This is a genomic window from Rudaea cellulosilytica DSM 22992 (assembly GCF_000378125.1).
GTDB lineage: Bacteria > Pseudomonadota > Gammaproteobacteria > Xanthomonadales > Rhodanobacteraceae > Rudaea > Rudaea cellulosilytica.
This window is the reverse complement of sequence record NZ_KB899241.1, coordinates 604,552-622,007: the sequence shown is the minus strand read 5'-3', so window position 1 is coordinate 622,007 and position 17,456 is coordinate 604,552. Positions and strand designations below refer to the sequence as shown.

Sequence of the window (17,456 nt, the reverse complement as noted above, 5' to 3'; positions counted from 1 at the left end):
CGATCCGGCGTGAGGTCGCCGGACGTCTAACCACGTCGAAGGAGTCCGTCATGACTGCGTTGGTCCTTGGTTCCGTTCCGTCGTCCGCGTTGGCGCGTCGTCCACTCTCTCTGAGCTTGCCGCGCATTTCCGCATGGTCGGGAACTTTCTCGCTGCATCTCATGCTCGCATTGCTGTTGCTGGTTCCACCCGTGGCGATGCAACTGCAGCGCATCAGCAATGCCACGCCGAGCGAACCGCCGCCCTACGTCAGGCCGCCCGAACAGATCAAGCCCGAGCCGGCGCTGCCGCAGCCGCCGATCAAGAAGCGTATCGCGCCGACACCACCACCAGTACCGCGGATCACGATCACGGCGCCGATTGCCCAACCCGTGCCGATGCCACCCACGTCCAAGGTCGATTCGATTGCGCCGCCTGCCGATCGGGCCGTGCCGACCACACCGCTGGACAGCGGCGTTGCAGACGCGTCGCCGAGCGCACTCGGCTACGGCACACAGACGAAAATCCCGTATCCGCCGATCGCGCTGCGCAACCACACCGAAGGCACCGTGATCCTGCGCGTGCTGGTCGGCGAGGATGGCAGCGTCAAGGACATCGAGATCGACAAGTCCAGCGGCTCGCACGAACTCGATCGCGCTGCGCGCGAGGGGGTGATGAAATGGAAGTTCAAGCCGGGCATGCGCGGCGGGGTCGCCTACGCGGGCTGGGCGCGCGTGCCGATCAGTTTCACCTTGCCGTAGCAGCGCACGTCAGCGTCAGATCGATACCGCATCGAGCACCGCCTGCTGCTGCGCGATGCGGTAGAGGTTGTCGCTGACTTCGACGAAGCTCTGGTAGCGATCGAGCTCGCCGCCGTAGACGTGCAGCGACAGCGCAGGCTGATGCGCGGACAGGTTGCGGCAGCGGTGCACGTAGGCCGGATCGATGAACACGGCGGCGTCGCCGGAGCCGAGCATCAGCGAACGATGCGGTTGCAACTCCGGTTGCTGCGCATCGCCGTCGCTGAAAAATTCATCGACCTGCAACGCGCCGTCGAGCACGAGTTCGATGCCCCACAAATCCGCGTGGTCGTGCAGCGGGGTGACGTAGCCCGGTGGCCAGGCGATCAGCAGGATGGTGTAGGAGCGATCGGAGGCCGCGGCGATGAGCTGGCGGCGGTAGCGCGGCGCTTGCGCGTCGGAGAAGAACGATGCCGCGCGTGGACAGCCTTCGGCCCAGACGAGAGAGGTCAATGCATCGCGCAGGTCGGTTACATCTTTCGGCGTGATCTCGCCGCCGAGGCTGGACGTAGCTTGGCGCAACGCGCGACTCCAACTGGCCGCGATCGCGATTTGAGGATGAGGCATAGGGGTGAATCCGGGGTCGATTTCGAATGCGGCTATTCGATCATGCCCGGTGTTATCGCGGCGCTAATTCCACGTACAAATTCCATTGCGCGAGCGCATATGTATGTAAAGAAAACGCATGCGCAACGTGCTGCATTTGCGTGATGAAACTGCGGACTGCTTCACCTCGCTCTTGCGAACATGGCGAGGTGATTGGGCAGATTTTTTCGCGCTTCGCTGCTGCAGTGCGTTAGAGGTCGTCTTGCAGTGCTGTCGGACCCGCGGCGATCGCCGGATCGCTGACGCCGTCCCTGCCGTTCTCGAGGTAGCCGGCAAATTCGCGGCGGAAGCCACCGGCGGCGCCGTCGGAAACGATCAGATCGTACCAGCGTAGGCTCGCGTTCGCTTGGAAGTTGAATTGCCGGTGATGGCTCGGCGCGAGTGTCACGTCATTGCGTGCGCCGCTGTAGCCGTTGAGGACGGTCAGTGTGACGCTCGCGCTGCCGCGATTGCGCAAATCGAGATTGACGTTCGCGCTGGCGCCGTCGCGGCGCAGCACCGCATCCACCTGCGCGCCGTTGATGTTGCCCTTGTAACGGCGAAGAAAACCGTTTGGCCCGTGCACCGAAAAATCGTAGCGGCCGTCGGCGGCGCCGATCACGAGCGAGTCGGCCAGCGACTTGCCCGCTTCGACCGTGTAGGTCCACGGACCGGCGCCACCGACGCCGTCGCGCACATGGAAGCACGCACCCGCCGCGCCGCTGTTGCTGAAACCGAGCGCGAAGCCGCCATGGCCGTCGGGCTGCCCGTCGACTTCGAATGCGTACGGCAGCGCGCGCGTGGGGCGCAAACCTTTTTCCTGCGTCGGCATTTGTCCTTGCGTCGGGGGTACCGGCACGTAGCTGGGATGGCGCTGGTCGTCGGCAGGCTGGTAACCGTTCGTGTCCGGCAAGGTCGGCAGCGCCGCGTTCGGTGTGGCGAAGTTGAAGCAGGAAGTGAGGTCGCCGCAGACCGCACGCCGCCACGGCGAGATATTCGACTCGATCAGATCCGGATTGCCATTGCCGAAGCGCTGCTCGATGAAGCGGATGATCGAGGTGTGATCGAACACCTGCGAGTCGACGTAGCCGCCGCGCGTCCACGGCGAGATCACGAGCATCGGCACGCGCGTGCCGAGGCCGTACGGGCCAGCGACCATCTGCGCGTCCCCCGGAAAATATTCGTTGCGCGTGTCGACCGTCGACTTGCCCCGCGTCGCGTCCTTGGCGGCGAACGGCGCGGGCATGTGATCGAAGAAGCCATCGTTCTCGTCGTAAGTGAGGAACAACGCGGTCTTGCTCCACACTTCGGGATTCGCGGTCAGCGCGTCAAGGACCTGGGCGACGTACCACGCACCGAAGTTCGGCGGCCAGTTTGGATGCTCGCTGTACGCTTCGGGCGCAACGATCCACGATACCTGCGGCAGCGTGCCGTTGGCGACGTCGGCCTTGAACTGATCGAACAGGCTGCCGCCGGATTTGATGTCCGTGCCGCGCAGCGCCTTCTCGTACAGCGCATCGCCGGGTTGCGAATTCTGGTACTGGTGAAAATAGAGCAGCGAGTTGTCGCCGTAATTGCCGATGTAAGCATCGCCGGTCCAGCCCCAGTAGCCGCCGGCGGTGAGACCGTCGCCGGCATCCTGATAAACCTTCCACGAGATGCCGTTGCGCTCGAGCCGCTCCGGATAAGTCGACCAGTCGTAGCCGGCCTCGGCATTCGTGATCACCGGGCCGCCGCCTGTGCCATCGTTGCCGACGTAGCCGGTCCACATGTAGTAGCGGTTCGGATCGGTCGGGCCCTGCACCGAGCAGTGGTAGGCATCGCAGATCGTGAACGCGTCGGCCAGCGCATAGTGGAACGGCAGGTCGGCGCGCGTCATGTGCGTCATCGTCGTCGTGCCTTTCGCCGGAATCCACTGGTCGCACTCGCCGTGGTTGAACGCCTGCTGCGAGCTGTTCCAGTCGTGCGGGGTGCCGTCGAGGAAGGTCTCGCCGAGATTGGTCACGGCGGGACGGTATGGCAGTACTTCGGTCGCACCGTCGCTCTGGCGCCAGATCGCGCGGCCGTCACGCTGGAACACCGCGCGCGGATCGCCGAAGCCGCGCACGCCACGCAGCATGCCGAAGTAGTGGTCGAACGAGCGGTTCTCCTGCATCAGCACGACGATATGCTCGATATCGCGGATCGTGCCGGTGCTGTTGTTCGCGGGAATCGCTAGTGCGCGGCGGATGCTGTTCGGCAGTGCGGCGGCGAGTGCACCCGCGCCGGCAAGGCGCAGGAAGTTGCGGCGATCCAGGGTAGTCATGAGGAGCTCCGTCGGTCCGGGAAGGATGGCGGAACGCACGAGCCCCCTCACGCACGTCCGATGCGCGCAAGGCTATCTAGGAAAAAAGTCAGCGCCGGGAAAGGCGCGTTTCAACAAAATTTAGAAATGTATACAGATTCGTGACAGCGCGACCGAACCCGGCCGCGCTGTTTCGACAAGCGCCGACGGTTTACCAGGGCAGCGTTTGGCCCAGGTGCGAGAAACTTCCGTTCGGGCCGTTTGCGCCGATCAGGGCGAGCTCGACGCTCGACTTGGCGCCGTCCGCCACCTCGATGTCGCCGTGGCTGTTCATGTCGGTCTTCACCGAGCCAGGATGGATCGCGTTGACCTTGATCTTCGTGTCGCGCAGTTCGTGGGCGAGTTGCACGGTCCACGCATTCACCGCGGACTTGGACACGTTGTACGCCGGCACCTTGAAGTCGTAGATGCCTGAGGTCGGATCGGAATGCAACGTGTTCGAGCCGAGGATGCTCGACACGTTGACGATGCGGCCCGCATCGGATTTGCGCAGCAACGGCAGCAACGCCTGGGTCACCGCGACCAGCGCGAACAGGTTGGTGTCGAAAGTCTTGCGCCACGCGTCCAGCGTCTGCTCCGACGGCTTCTTCGCCAGATCGTCGACGAGGATGCCGGCGTTGTTGACGAGGATATCGAGGTGGCCGTGCTTGGCTTCGATGTCTTTCGCCGCTGCGGCGATGCTGCTCGTATTGTCGACATCGAGCGCGATCGCTTCGACGGGCAGACCCTCGGCCTGTAGCTTCAATGCGGCTTCGGTGGCCTTGGCGCGGTCACGTCCGGCGAGCAGCACATGGACGTTCTGCTGCGCAAGCTGGCGCACCGTCTCGAGGCCGATGCCGCGCGTGGCGCCGGTGACGAGAGCGATTTTCTGGATGGTCATGGGGTTTCTCCTGAGAATGAATGAGTGCGGTTTTTTCGCTCGTCATTCCGGCACGAACCGGAATGACGGCATGAAGGTCAATGGCTCGTCGCCGGCAGCGATGGCGGTTGGACTTGCGGCGTGTCGTCGGCGATACGTTGCTTGCGACGACGGCGCACGAGCAGATAGAACACCGGCGTCAGTAACAGACCGAAGAAGGTCACGCCGAGCATGCCGGAGAACACGGCCACGCCCATCGCGCGGCGCATTTCCGCGCCGGCGCCTGTGGCGAGCGCGAGCGGCACGACGCCCATGATGAATGCAAGCGAGGTCATCAGGATCGGGCGCAGGCGCAGGCGGCAGGCGTCAAGCACGGCTTGCCAGACCGACTCGCCCAGGGCCTCGCGGTCCTTGGCGAACTCGACGATCAGGATCGCATTCTTGCAGGCGAGGCCGATCAAGACGATCAACCCGATCTGGGTGAAGATGTTGTTGTCGCCGCGCGTGACCTGCACGCCGAGGATTGCGCAGAGCAGGGTCATCGGCACGATCAGGATCACGACGAGCGGCAGCGTGACGCTCTCGTACTGCGCGGCGAGCACGAGGAACACGAGCAGCACGACCAGCGGGAAAATCACGATCATCGTGTTGCCGGCGAGGATCTGCTGGTAGGTCAGGTCGGTCCACTCGTAGCCGAAACCGTTCGGCAGTTCCGTGCGCAGCACGTCTTCGATCGCGGCCTGCGCTTGGCCCGAGCTGAATCCCGGTGCGGCGGCGCCGTTGAGCTCGGCGGCGAGATAGCCGTTGTAGTGCGGCACGCGATCGGGGCCCGAGGCCTCGCGCGCGGTGACGAAGCTTGCGAGCGGGATCATGTCGCCGCGCGCGTTGCGTGTCTTCAGCCGGCCGATGTCGTCGGCGGTCAAACGGAAGCCGGGCTCGGCTTGCGCATTGACCTGGTAGGTGCGGCCGAAGCGGTTGAAGTCGTTGACGTAGAGCGAGCCCAGATACATCTGCATCGTGTCGTAGATGTTCTGCAACGGTACGCCCGCGGTCTTCGCCTTCTCGCGGTCGACGTCAACTTCGATCTGCGGCACGTTGACCTGGAAACCTGAGAACACGCCGGCCAGTTCGGGCCGCTTCGACGCCTTCGCGATCACGCCTTGCAGCACCTTGTACAGCTCGTCGGCGCCGAGGTTGGCGCGGTCCTCGATCTGCAGCTTGAAGCCGCCGATCGTGCCGAGGCCCTGCACGGGCGGTGGCGGGAAGATCGCGATGAACGCGTCCTGGATCTGCGCGAACTTCATGTTCATCGCCATTGCGATCGAACCGGCGGACTTCGACGCGTCGCGGCGCTCCTCGAACGGCTTCAGCGTGGTGAAGGCGATGCCATAGTTGGTCGCGTTGGTAAAGCCGTTGATCGACAGGCCCGGGAATGCCGGCACGTCTTCCACGCCGGGCGTCTTCAGACCGATGTCGCCCATGCGCCGGATCACGTCGGTCGTGCGGTCGAGTGTGGCCGCGTCGGGCAACTGCGCGAAGCCGACGAGGTACTGCTTGTCCTGCGGCGGCACGAAGCCGGTCGGCGTGCGCATGAAACCATAGGCGGTGACCAGGATCAGCCCGGCGTAGATGAACACCGCAACCGAACTGCGCCCGAGGATGCGGCTGACCGCGCCGACATAGCTGTTCGAGGCGCGCGTGAAGAAACGGTTGAACGGACGGAAGAACCAGCCGAGCGCGCCGTTGAGGATGCGCGTGGCACGGTCGGGCGGCGCATCGTGTGCCTTGAGCAGCAGCGCCGACAATGCCGGCGACAGGGTCAGCGAATTGAACGCTGAAATCACTGTCGAGATCGCGATCGTGATCGCGAACTGTTTGTAGAACTCGCCGGACAGGCCGCTGATGAATGCTGTGGGCAGAAACACCGCGCAGAGTACGAGTGCGGTTGCAATGATCGGCCCGGTCACTTCCTTCATCGCCTGCACGGTCGCATCGAACGGCGCGAGGCCTTCGCTAATGTTGCGCTCGACGTTCTCGACCACGACGATGGCGTCGTCGACGACGATGCCGATCGCGAGCACGAGGCCGAACAGGCTCAAGGTGTTGAGGCCGAAGCCGAGCAGGTGCATGACGCCGAGCGTGCCGATCAATGACACCGGGACGGCGAGCAGCGGAATGATCGAGGCGCGCCAGGTCTGCAGGAACACGATCACGACGATGACGACAAGCAGGATCGCTTCAAGCAGGGTATGCATCACCGCGTCGATCGAGCCGCGCACGAACACGGTCGGATCGTAGGCGACGTTGTAGTCGATACCGTCGGGGAACGATTTCTTCAATTCGGCCATCTTCGCGCGCACCGCGTCGGAGATCGCGATCGCGTTGCTCCCCGGACGCTGGAACACCGGCAGCGCGACCGCGGTCTGGTTGTTGAGCATCGCGCGCAACGCGTAGTTGTCCGAGCCGAGTTCGACGCGTGCGACATCGCGCAGGCGCGTGATCTGGCCCGATGTGCCGGTGCGGATGATGATGTTGGCGAAATCTTCTTCGCTGACGAGACGACCCTTGGTATTGACCGCGATCTGATAGTTCGGCCGCGTCGGGTCGTTTGACGGCGTCGACGAAGAGCCGAGCTGGCCCGCGGCAACCTGCACGTTCTGTTCGCGAATCGCGTTGGCGATATCGGTCGCGGTCAGACCGCGCGCGGCGACCTTCTCCGGATCGAGCCAGATGCGCATCGAATAGTTGCCGCCGCCGAACGCTTGCACGTCGCCGACGCCGTCGAGCTTAGCGAGCTCGTCCTTGATGCGCAGGATTGCGTAGTTCGACAGGTAGTTCTGGTCGTAGCGCCCGTCAGGTGAGATCAGGAACACGGCGCAGGTGATGTCGGGCGTGGATTTGTTCACGGTCACGCCGATGCGCTGCACGTCGGACGGCAGCTTCGGCGTCGCCTGAGCCACGCGGTTCTGGATCAGCTGCTGCGCCTTGTCGACGTCGGTGCCGAGCTTGAACGTGACAGTCAGCGTCATCACGCCGTCGCTGGTCGCCTGCGAGAACTGGTAGAGCATGTCCTCGACTCCGGTGATCGCCTGCTCGAGCGGACCGGCGACGGTATCGGCGATGACCTTCGGATTGGCGCCCGGATAGGTCGTGCGCACGACCACGGTCGGCGGTACGACTTCGGGATATTCCGAGATCGGCAGCGATGGAATTGAAACCAAGCCGGCGATCAGGATCAGCGCCGACAGCACGCCGGCGAAGACCGGGCGCGAGACGAAAAATCGGGAGAGGTTCATGGAGCGAGTCCTTTGTTCTTTTTTCCATCTCCCGTCGGGAGAAGGGGTAAGGCTTCGGATCAGTTCAACGCGGCGTGTCCGCTCTTACCCGTCGCGGTCGAAGCCGTTGCCGGTGCCGAAGGCGCAAGCTGCGCCACGGCCTTGCCGTCAGTCGTCATCGCTACGCGCGTCGGGTTCACGGTCGCGCCGGGACGCACGTGCTGCAGGCCGTTGACGACGATCACGTCGCCGACGTTCAAGCCATCGCGCACGACACGCAGACCCTCGATCGCCGCGCCGAGTGTGATCGGGCGGTATTCGAGTGAGTTGTCCTTTTTCAGTGCGAGCACGAACTTCTTGCCGAGGTCGGTGCCGACCGCGCGCTCGTCGATCAGGATCGAATCGCGCGGTGCGCCGCCGACGAGCTTGATGCGCGCGAACAGGCCCGGGGTGAAGTGGCCATCCTGGTTGTCGAACACACCGCGTGCGCGGATCGTGCCGCTGTTCGGATCGACCTGGTTGTCGACGAAATCGAGGCGGCCTTCATGCGGGTAGCCCTGTTCGTCGACGAGGCCCATGTAGACGGGGCTTTCCGCCTTCGTCGCGCCGTGGGCAAAGCGCAGGTACGTCGCTTCGTCGACGTCGAAGTAGGTGTAAACCGGGTTGTCGGAGACGACGGTAGTCAACACGCTGGTCGTCGTGACGAGGTTGCCAGGCGTGATCAGCATGCGTGAAGCGCGGCCGTCGATCGGCGAGCGCACCTGGGTGAACTCGAGATTGAGGCGTGCGGCTTCGAGCGCCGCGGCGGCGGCACCGATGTCGTCGCCGCTGCTGGTCGCGGTGGTGGCGAGCTGGTCGAAGTCCTGCTGCGCGATCACATGCTTGGCGATCAGCTGCTTGCCGCGCTCGTGATTCTGCTCAGCCAGCGCGGCTTGCGAATGCGCACGCTTGAGCTGCGCGGCAAGACGGTCGACTTCGGCCTGGTACGGGCGCGGATCGATGCGAAACAGCACCTGGCCTTTCTTGACCTGCGCGCCTTCGGCGAACTGCGCCGACTCGATGAATCCGCTGACACGCGCCTGGATTTGCACCGTGGTGACGGGCTCGAGGCGTCCGGTAAACTCCTCGAAGTCGCGCAGCGGCTTGGCCACGACTTCGGCGACGCTGACCGCGGGTGCCGGCGGCGCGGCGGGTGCGCCGCTCGCTTGCGAGCGCGAGCAGCCAGCAATTGCGCCAAATAAAATCGGGGCGGCGGCAAGTACGGTCAGAACAATGCCGGCTTTGATGAATTTCGGGTACTGCATAGCGGTCTCCCAGGTATTTGATCGCTGCAAAACCGCGCTTCCTGCCGCGGTTTGCAAGCAAACGGTCGCGGCCGAGCCGCGTCACGTTTGTCGCAATGAGCCAAGAACTGCGCGTCAACACATCCATGCGCTGATGAGCTACTTCTTTTCACTGAACCGGCTGTGACCTCTTGCTGCGCGGCGCCTTGACTTGGGTCTTGGCTTACGAGAAGCTGTCACAATGTGTGTTACCGGTCAGTAACGTTACGAGATGTTACTGACCAGTCACTAACCTGTCAAGGGGGACTTCACTTTTGCAGTTCCCCGCAAGCCATGGATGGCTCGACGCGAATCGGGCGCAGCCCGATGGACAATCAAATTAGAGGAGTTTGTGTCATGTCCGCAAAATCAACGGCCGCCGCGGTTTCGGTGGCGAGCGAGGCGCCGGCGCGCAGCGAAAAGCCGCGCGTGCGCGACCGCATCCGCGATTCCGCCGCCAACCTGTTCTATCGCCACGGTATTCGCGGGGTCTGCGTCGACGCGATCGTCGAGGATGCCGGCACGAACAAGATGAGTTTCTACCGCAGCTTCCCGTCCAAGGACGATCTGGTCGCCGAATACCTCAAGGACCAGGAGCGCGGCTACTGGCAATGGTGGGACGAGGCCGTCGCGCCGCATGCCGGCGATGCGCGCCGCCAGGTCGAGGCGCTGATGCAGGCGGTGGTCGACCTGATCAAAACCAAATCGAAATCCGATTGCGGTTGCCGCTCCAGCCGCGGCTGCGCGCTCGGCAATGCCGCAGTGGAAATTCCCGAGGGCAACGATCGGCTCAACGCGATCGTGCACGACTACAAGGCGGAAATCCGCCGTCGCCTGCGCAGGTACGCGCGCGAGATGGGCGCACGCGAACCCGACTCACTCGGCGATGCGCTGATGCTGTTGCTCGAAGGCGGCTACTACACGCGCCTGACCTTCCCGAACAATTCCGGCCCGGTTACTTCGATCGCGAAGGCGGCACGTGCGTTGATTGACGCGCACATGGGCTGAGCATTCTTTGCTGTCATTCCCGAGCGCTTCTGGCGGGAATCCAGCGCCTTGCACTCTGCAGGCTAAAGATCAAAGTCACTGGATTCCCGCCAAGAGCATGCGGGAATGACAAGAGCGCTCATGCCACCTCGGCCTTCTCGACGAAACTCGGATCGGCCAGCTCGCGCTGCAGCGTCGCATTGTCGAGCTCACCTTCCCACTTCGACACGACGATGGTCGCGACACCGTTGCCGATGAAATTCGTCAGCGCGCGGCATTCGCTCATGAAGCGGTCGATGCCGAGGATGAGGGCCATGCCGGCGACCGGGATGCTCGGCACCACGGCCAGCGTCGCCGCGAGCGTGATGAAGCCCGCTCCCGTCACTCCGGAAGCGCCCTTGCTGGTCAGCATCGCCACGCCAAGCAGGGCCAGTTCCTGGCCCCAGCTCAGATCGATGTTGAGCGCCTGTGCGATGTACAGCGAGGCCATCGTCATGTAGATGTTGGTGCCGTCGAGGTTGAACGAATAACCCGAGGGTACGACGAGGCCGACCACCGATTTCGAACAGCCAAGCTTCTCGAGCTTCTCCATCAGCGGCACGAGCGCGCTTTCCGACGAGCTCGTGCCGAGCACGATCAGCAATTCCGATTTGATGTAGTTGAGGAAGCGCAGGATCGAAAAGCCGGTGAAGTGCGCGATCAGGCCGAGCACGACGAGGACGAACAGCGCCGCGGTGAGATAGAACAGACCGACGAGCTTGGCCATGCTGACGATCGTGCCGATGCCGTACTTGCCGATCGTGAATGCCATTGCGCCGAACGCACCGAGCGGCGCGACTTTCATTACCAGACCGATCATGCCGAACAGCACTTTCGAGCAGACTTCGAAGAAGCGGTATACGGTCTGGCCGGTTTCGCCGAGACGCGACAGGACGAAGCCGAACAGGATCGCGATCAGCAGCACCTGGAGCAGGTCGCCATTCGCGGTGAACGCGTCGACGAAGGTTTTCGGGATGATGTGCAGGACGAAGTCCACCGTCGACTGCTCGCTCGCCGCCTTGGCGTAGTTCGCCACCGACTTCGCATCGAGTGTGGCCGGATCGATGTTGAGGCCGCTTCCGGGTTTCACGACCTTCATGACCAGCAGGCCGACCGCGAGCGCGACGGTCGACACGATCTCGAAATACAAGAGCGCCTTGCCGCCGACGCGGCCAACCTTCTTCATGTCGTTCATGCCGGCAATGCCGAGCACGACGGTGAGGAAGATGACCGGCGAGATCAGCATCTTGACCAGGCCGATGAACAGATCGCCGAGCCACTTGAGCGAGGATGCCTTGAATCCGGTGTCCGCGATGACCGGATTCGCATCGCCGAACAGCCAGCCGAGCAGGCCGCCGAGGAAGATGCCGACCAGCACCCAGAAATACAGATGGCGCGCAAAGCCCTTCATAACCCCTCCCGGTGGCGGCCGATTTCGTTGGGTGGCTCGATTGACGGTATCCCAACAGCGCGCGGCGCGCGTGTCAATGGCCCATTGATCGAGTGGATTGTGAAATCAGTTTGCCGGGCCGACTCCGTCGAATCCCGCATGGAAGTAGCCACCGTGCTGCCAGACGCGGATCGGCATACCGTACTGAGCGCCGAGTACATCCGAGCGCAGCACTTCCGCCTTGGGCCCTTGTGCGAACACGCGACCCTCGCGCAGCAGGATGACGTGATCGATCTCCGGGAGAATTTCCTCGAGGTGGTGGGTGACGAGGATCAATGTCGTGCCTTCGCGCGCGAGCGCGCGCAGGCTTTCGAGCAGGGTGCGCTGGGCGACGAAATCGAGACCCGCGGTTGGCTCGTCGAGCAGCAGCGCACCTGGGTGGTGCACGAGCGCGCGCGCGATCAGCACGCGGCGCGCCTCGCCGGTCGACAGCGTGGCAAAGCGCCGATGGGCCAGATGCGAAGCGCCGAGCCGATCGAGCGCGGTTTTTGCCGCGCTGCGCATCGCGTCGGTGACCGTGTGGTTGAACGAGAGCACGTGGCTGGCGAAGAAGCCCGAAACCACCGCATCGAGTCCGTCGACGAGGTCTTCATCGATCAGCCGCTGCTGCAGGTCGCCCGAAACGATGCCCAAGTGCTTGCGCAACTCGAACACATCCCAGCGCGTGCGGCCGAGGATGCGCATCGGCGGCGTGCCGTCGGCGTGCGCGAGCGGGTAGTCGTCACGATGGATCATGCGCACGAGCGAGGACTTGCCGGCGCCGTTCGGGCCGACGATCGCCGTATGCTGGCCAGGCAGGATGCGCAGCGTGAGGCCGCGCAGTACCTCGCTTTCGCCGCGCATCAGGTACGCATCGTCGAGTTCGAGCAGGGGCGGGTTGGCAGTATCGGTATCGGTCACGGCTCGAACGAAGTAGGGAAGGGGCGGGAATTCTAACCTTCCCCCGCGTTTTGCTCGTCATTCCGTCTTTTGCAGAGATGACGAACAAAAGACTCAGCGCCGCCGCTCGATGCCGAAAGGTAGATCGGCGATGCGCCGGTATTCGGCATCGGCAAACCGCTGCGGGTGCGTGAGCCAGTCCTCGATCATCGGCGTCGCATCATTACCCCAGAATATCTCGTTGCCGACCTTGAGCGTCGGCACGCCGAACACGCCCGCAGCGATCGCGCTGTCGGTATTTGCACGCAGTGCTTCCTTCACCTCGGCAGAGGCGATCGCGTTTTCCACATCGCCGATGCCCAACGCGCGGCCGACGTCGGCGAGTTCGGCGGCGGTTGCACCCGCCTTTCCGTCGCGCCAGAGATGATTGAAGATCGCCTCGATCGCATTCCACGTCGACCCCGCGGCGATGCATAGGCGCAGCACCGCGAGTGGGTTGAACGGATGCTGTGGCGGAAAATGCAGTGTCGCCCCGGTCTGCTCAGCCTGCCATTGCACGAAGCGGTAGGTGAATTCGCGTTTGCCCGGAATTTCCGCGGGGCCGAGCTGACCGTGGTGCTTGAGTACGGCGCCGAATGCGATCGGCACGGGCGTGATGTCGAGCCGGCCGCGCCATTGCAGTACTTTCGCCAATTGCAGATACGAGAACGGCGAGACGAAATCGAAGTACCAATGTGCGTTCATTGCACGCTCCTCAATGCAGGGTCTTGAAGATCGCCGGATCGAACGCGTCGACCGCGATCACCTCGTTGCGCGCTGCCTCGGCTTCCTGCAGCAGATCGTATTCGGCCTGGGTGATGACGCCAGCCTTGAGGCCCATTTCGTCGAGCATGTAGCCCGGCGCGCGGTCGAGCGTGCCGGCGCGCACCGCGTCGCGCAATTTGGTCTCGACCGGGATCGCGCGCACGGCCTTGTCGAGCGCGGCTTCGAGCGTGCCGAGGCCGGGCTCGCTCGGTGGCGGGATGAAGACGTCGCCGGTCAGTGTCGCGCGCGCCTCGCGGTCTTCGAGGATGTCGCGCGCGACGCGCGCACCGAGCTTGTCCGAGGGCGGACGGAAACGTGCGCCGAGCGGGAAGATCGCAAGCTTGAGCATCCAGGCGGCCGTGCGCGTGGGCAGGTTTTCGATCACGCCGCGCAGCGCTTCCTGCACCTTGTACAGCGAATATTCCGCGCACCACGAGACGAGGTTGAGGTTCGCCGTCGTCTTCGCCTCGTCCTCGTAGCGCTTGAGCGCGCACGAGGCGAGGTAGAGATAGGCGAGCGCATCGGCGAGGCGCCCGGAGATCTTTTCGCGGCGCTTGAGCGATCCGCCGAGCGTGCCCATGGCGATGTCGGAGGTGAATTCGAACGCGGCCGAGAAGCGCGACAGGTGCTGGTAGTAGCGTCGCGTGTCCTGCACGTTTGGTGCCGCGGCGAGACGGCTGCCGCTCAGTGCGAGCAGTTTCGCGCGCGTGACGTTGCGCAGGACGAGATTGATATGGCCGAACAGCGCCGCATCGAATGCGGCGAGATCGTTCGCGGCGACCGCGGCGATTTCCTTCTGCACGAACGGATGGCAGCGGATCGCGCCCTGGCCGTAAATGATCATCGAGCGCGTGAGGATGTTCGCACCTTCGACGGTGATGCCGATCGGCACTGCGTCCCAGGCGCGCGCGAGCGAGTTGCGCGGTCCGCGCTGGATAGCAGAACCGGCGCGGATATCCATCGCGTCGGTGACGACCTCGCGCATGCTGTCGGTCAGGTAGGCCTTGGCGATCGCGGACAGTACGGCGGGCTTCTCGCCGGCATCGAGCGCGCCGCAGGTCAGTGTGCGCGTTGCGGTCATCATGTAGGTCTTCGCGGCGATGCGCGCGAGCGGTTCCTCGATGCCCTCGAAGCGGCCGATCGGCGTGTCGAACTGCTCGCGCACGGTCGCGTAGGCGCCGCAGATGCGCGTCATCATCTGCGCGGCGCCAACGCTGAGCGCGGGCAGCGAGATCGAGCGGCCCGCGGCGAGGCATTCCATCAGCATGCGCCAGCCCTGGCCGATGCCTTCGCGGCCGCCGATCACATGATCGAGAGATACGAACACATCCTGGCCGACGATCGGCCCGTTCATGAATGGCACGCCCATCGGATCGTGGCGCAGGCCGATCTCGACGCCGGGCAAATTCGCTTCGATCAGCGCGCAGGTGATGCCGAGGTCGTCCTCGTTGCCGAGCAGGTGGCCGGGATCCTTGATGCGGAAAGCGAGGCCGACCAGCGTCGCGACCGGTGCCAGCGTGATGTAGCGCTTCTTCCATTCCAGGCGCAGGCCGAGCACCTCCTTACCGTCGACGACACGTTTCTCGACGATGCCAGTCGACTGTGTTGCCGCCGCGTCGGAGCCCGCTTCGGGGCCGGTCAGGCCGAAACACGGAATTTCCTCGCCGCGCGCAAGCCGCGGCAGGTAGTAGTTCTTCTGTTCGGCGGTGCCGTAGTGCAGCAGCAGTTCGCCGGGGCCGAGCGAGTTCGGCACCATCACCGTGACCGCCGCCGCCACGGAACGCGAGGAGATGCGCGTGACGACTCTTGAATGAGCAATGGCCGAGAAGCCATGGCCGCCGTATTCCTTCGGGATGATCATGCCGAAGAAACCCTGCTTCTTGATGAACTCCCAGACCTCGGGCGGCAGGTCGCGCAGCTGGTTGATCTGCCAGTCGTCGAGCATCGCGCAGAGCTGCTCGACCGGGCCGTCGAGAAACGCCTGCTCGTCGGCGCTCAGTGGCTGCGGCTTGAAATCGAGCAGCTTGTTCCAGTCTGGCCGGCCCGAGAACAGCTGCGCATCCCACCATACCGTGCCCGCGTCGAGCGCGATGCGCTCGGTCTCGCCGAGCCGCGGCAGCACCTTGGCAAAGATAGGCATGACCCGGCTCGTGATCAGCGCGCGGCGGATCGGCGGGAGACCGAATACGATGGCGAGCGCCGTCAGTACGAGCGCCGCGGCCTCGAACAGCAGCGGCGAGGCGATGCCGGTGATGCGCCAACCCACCAGCCAGACGCCCGCCGCGACGACCCAGGCGAGAAAGCCGCGGCCGAGGAAGAGCAGGGCGCTCAGCGCGATCAGGGCGAGCAGCAAGGTGACGAGCATCGGAAACTCCCGGGTCGAGGCGGCAAGACGCGCTGCATCATCCTTCGCGGCTGCAAAAAAGCAAAGCTGCGCCGCCGCGCGACGGCTGCGCGCAGCACGCGCAACGATTAAACTTACCGGCGACAACCAAAGACCTGCCATTCCGCCGATGTGTCGTCATCGGCAACCCCAGCGGAATACAAGCATGAAAGACAAGAAAGACATTGTGGAAAACTGGTTGCCGCGCTACACCGGCACGCCGCTCGACCAGTTCGGCGAGCACATCTTGTTGACCAACTTCGGCAACTACGTCGACATGTTCGCGGAATGGAACGGCGTCGAGGTGCAGGGCCGCGACCGGCCGATGCCGAACGCGACCGCCGACGGCATCACTCTGATCAACTTCGGCATGGGCTCGCCGAACGCGGCGACGGTCATGGACCTGCTCAGTGCGATCTCGCCGAAGGCCGCGTTGTTCCTCGGCAAATGCGGCGGCCTGAAGAAGAAGAACCAGCTCGGCGATCTCGTCCTACCGATCGCGGCGATCCGCGGCGAGGGTACCTCGAACGATTACCTGCCGCCGATCGTACCGGCCTTGCCCGCGTTCCAACTGCAGCGCGCCGTGTCGACGATGATCCGCGACCTCGGCCACGACTACTGGACCGGCACGGTCTACACGACCAACCGCCGCGTCTGGGAGCACGACGAGGAGTTCAAAAACCTACTGCGGCGCACGCGCAGCATGGCCGTCGACATGGAGACCGCGACGATCTTCGCCGCCGGCTTCGCCAACCACATCCCGACCGGCGCGCTGCTGCTCGTTTCCGACCAGCCGATGATCCCCGAGGGCGTGAAGACCGAGGCCAGTGACAGGAAGATCACCGCGAACTACGTCGAGAAGCACATCAAGGTCGGCATCGAGGCGCTCAAGCTCGTGCGCCGCCATGGCCGCAGCGTCAAGCATCTGCGTTTTGAGGCGGACGAGGAGTATCACGACGACCTCGGCGGCGAGCACGAGTTGTAACCGATGCGCGCGCGACGTATCGATACCCCGTCCATGCGCCGCCATCGCGAGCGCCACGTCGGCGACCGCGTCGGCTGGCTGCGCGCGGCCGTGCTCGGAGCCAACGATGGCATTCTTTCCACGGCCGGCCTCGTCGTCGGCGTGGCGAGCGCGGACGCGACGCTCGGCAGCGTGATGGTGGCCGGCGTCGCCGGTCTCGTCGCCGGTGCGCTGTCGATGGCCACCGGCGAATACGTATCGGTGTCCTCGCAAAGCGATGCCGAGAAGGCCGAGCGTGAACTCGAACAGCACGAGCTTGCCACCGACGCGCATGGCGAGCGCGAGGAACTGGTCAATATCTACGTCGGTCGCGGTCTCGACCGTCCGCTTGCCGAGCAGGTCGCGGACAAGCTCACCGCCCACGACGCGCTCGGCGCACATCTGCGCGACGAATTGGGCCTGACCGAGCAACAGCGGGCGCGCCCGTTGCAGGCGGCGCTGGCCTCGGCGCTTTCCTTCTCGATCGGAGCGGCGCTGCCACTGGTTGCCGCGCTGCTTGCCGCGCCCGCACATATGGCATTGATCGTCGCGATCGCCTCGCTGATCTCGCTCGCGCTGCTCGGCGCAGTTGCGGCGCGCGCCGGTGGTGCGCCGATGCTGCCGGGAGCCATACGCGTTTTCCTCTGGAGCACGCTGGCGATGATTGCGACCGCGGCGATCGGGCATCTGTTCGGCGTCAATGCTTAGCCACCATCCTGCCCGAATTTCGCCTTGCTCCTCTGCTAG

General features: G+C 64.3%; 13 protein-coding genes. 4 read left to right on the top strand and 9 right to left on the bottom strand.

Going from position 1 to position 17,456, the window contains the following annotated elements; genetic code table 11:
• Positions 1-50 precede the first annotated feature (50 nt).
• Positions 51-740 carry an energy transducer TonB gene (locus tag F455_RS0102770; protein WP_083918771.1) on the top strand — a complete coding sequence of 230 codons (690 nt, stop codon included), beginning with the start codon at positions 51-53 and terminating at the stop codon, positions 738-740.
• Positions 741-755: 15 nt separating this feature from the next.
• Here the strand turns inward: F455_RS0102770 and F455_RS21755 are convergent, their stop codons facing one another.
• From F455_RS21755 to F455_RS0102745, 5 genes are all read right to left on the bottom strand, one after another.
• A complete protein-coding gene (locus F455_RS21755; protein WP_018971734.1) occupies positions 756-1,346 on the bottom strand; it encodes a cysteine dioxygenase in 591 nt (196 codons plus the stop codon).
• 229 nt (positions 1,347-1,575) lie between these two features.
• Complete coding sequence (locus tag F455_RS0102760; protein ID WP_018971733.1) at positions 1,576-3,669, bottom strand: phosphocholine-specific phospholipase C; 2,094 nt, start codon at positions 3,667-3,669, stop codon at positions 1,576-1,578.
• Positions 3,670-3,859: 190 nt separating this feature from the next.
• Positions 3,860-4,588 carry an SDR family oxidoreductase gene (locus tag F455_RS0102755; RefSeq protein WP_018971732.1) on the bottom strand — a complete coding sequence of 243 codons (729 nt, stop codon included), beginning with the start codon at positions 4,586-4,588 and terminating at the stop codon, positions 3,860-3,862.
• A gap of 77 nt (positions 4,589-4,665) precedes the next feature.
• Positions 4,666-7,863, bottom strand: a complete 3,198-nt coding sequence (locus F455_RS0102750; protein ID WP_018971731.1) for an efflux RND transporter permease subunit — start codon at positions 7,861-7,863, stop codon at positions 4,666-4,668.
• Positions 7,864-7,922: 59 nt separating this feature from the next.
• Entirely contained in the window at positions 7,923-9,146 is a 1,224-nt protein-coding gene (locus F455_RS0102745; protein WP_018971730.1) for an efflux RND transporter periplasmic adaptor subunit, read from the bottom strand.
• Positions 9,147-9,521: 375 nt separating this feature from the next.
• On the opposite strand from F455_RS0102745, the gene F455_RS0102740 reads away from it, so the two are divergent.
• The gene (locus F455_RS0102740) at positions 9,522-10,172 is read left to right on the top strand and encodes a TetR/AcrR family transcriptional regulator (protein ID WP_018971729.1); all 651 of its coding nucleotides are present in this window, start codon (positions 9,522-9,524) and stop codon (positions 10,170-10,172) included.
• Positions 10,173-10,290: 118 nt separating this feature from the next.
• Here the strand turns inward: F455_RS0102740 and F455_RS0102735 are convergent, their stop codons facing one another.
• From F455_RS0102735 to F455_RS0102720, 4 genes are all read right to left on the bottom strand, one after another.
• The gene (locus F455_RS0102735) at positions 10,291-11,601 is read right to left on the bottom strand and encodes a dicarboxylate/amino acid:cation symporter (RefSeq protein WP_018971728.1); all 1,311 of its coding nucleotides are present in this window, start codon (positions 11,599-11,601) and stop codon (positions 10,291-10,293) included.
• Between the two features lie 105 nt (positions 11,602-11,706).
• Positions 11,707-12,540 (bottom strand): ATP-binding cassette domain-containing protein, encoded by an 834-nt coding sequence (locus F455_RS0102730; RefSeq protein ID WP_018971727.1) that lies wholly within the window; start codon positions 12,538-12,540, stop codon positions 11,707-11,709.
• Between the two features lie 93 nt (positions 12,541-12,633).
• Positions 12,634-13,263: a 2-hydroxychromene-2-carboxylate isomerase gene (locus F455_RS0102725; protein WP_018971726.1), complete on the bottom strand. Its 630-nt coding sequence runs from the start codon at positions 13,261-13,263 to the stop codon at positions 12,634-12,636.
• Positions 13,264-13,273: 10 nt separating this feature from the next.
• Entirely contained in the window at positions 13,274-15,688 is a 2,415-nt protein-coding gene (locus tag F455_RS0102720; protein WP_033409130.1) for an acyl-CoA dehydrogenase, read from the bottom strand.
• Positions 15,689-15,872: 184 nt separating this feature from the next.
• On the opposite strand from F455_RS0102720, the gene F455_RS0102715 reads away from it, so the two are divergent.
• Entirely contained in the window at positions 15,873-16,691 is an 819-nt protein-coding gene (locus tag F455_RS0102715; protein ID WP_018971724.1) for an AMP nucleosidase, read from the top strand.
• Positions 16,692-16,724: 33 nt separating this feature from the next.
• Entirely contained in the window at positions 16,725-17,417 is a 693-nt protein-coding gene (locus tag F455_RS0102710) for a VIT1/CCC1 transporter family protein (RefSeq protein WP_018971723.1), read from the top strand.
• The last annotated feature ends 39 nt before the right edge of the window (positions 17,418-17,456 follow it).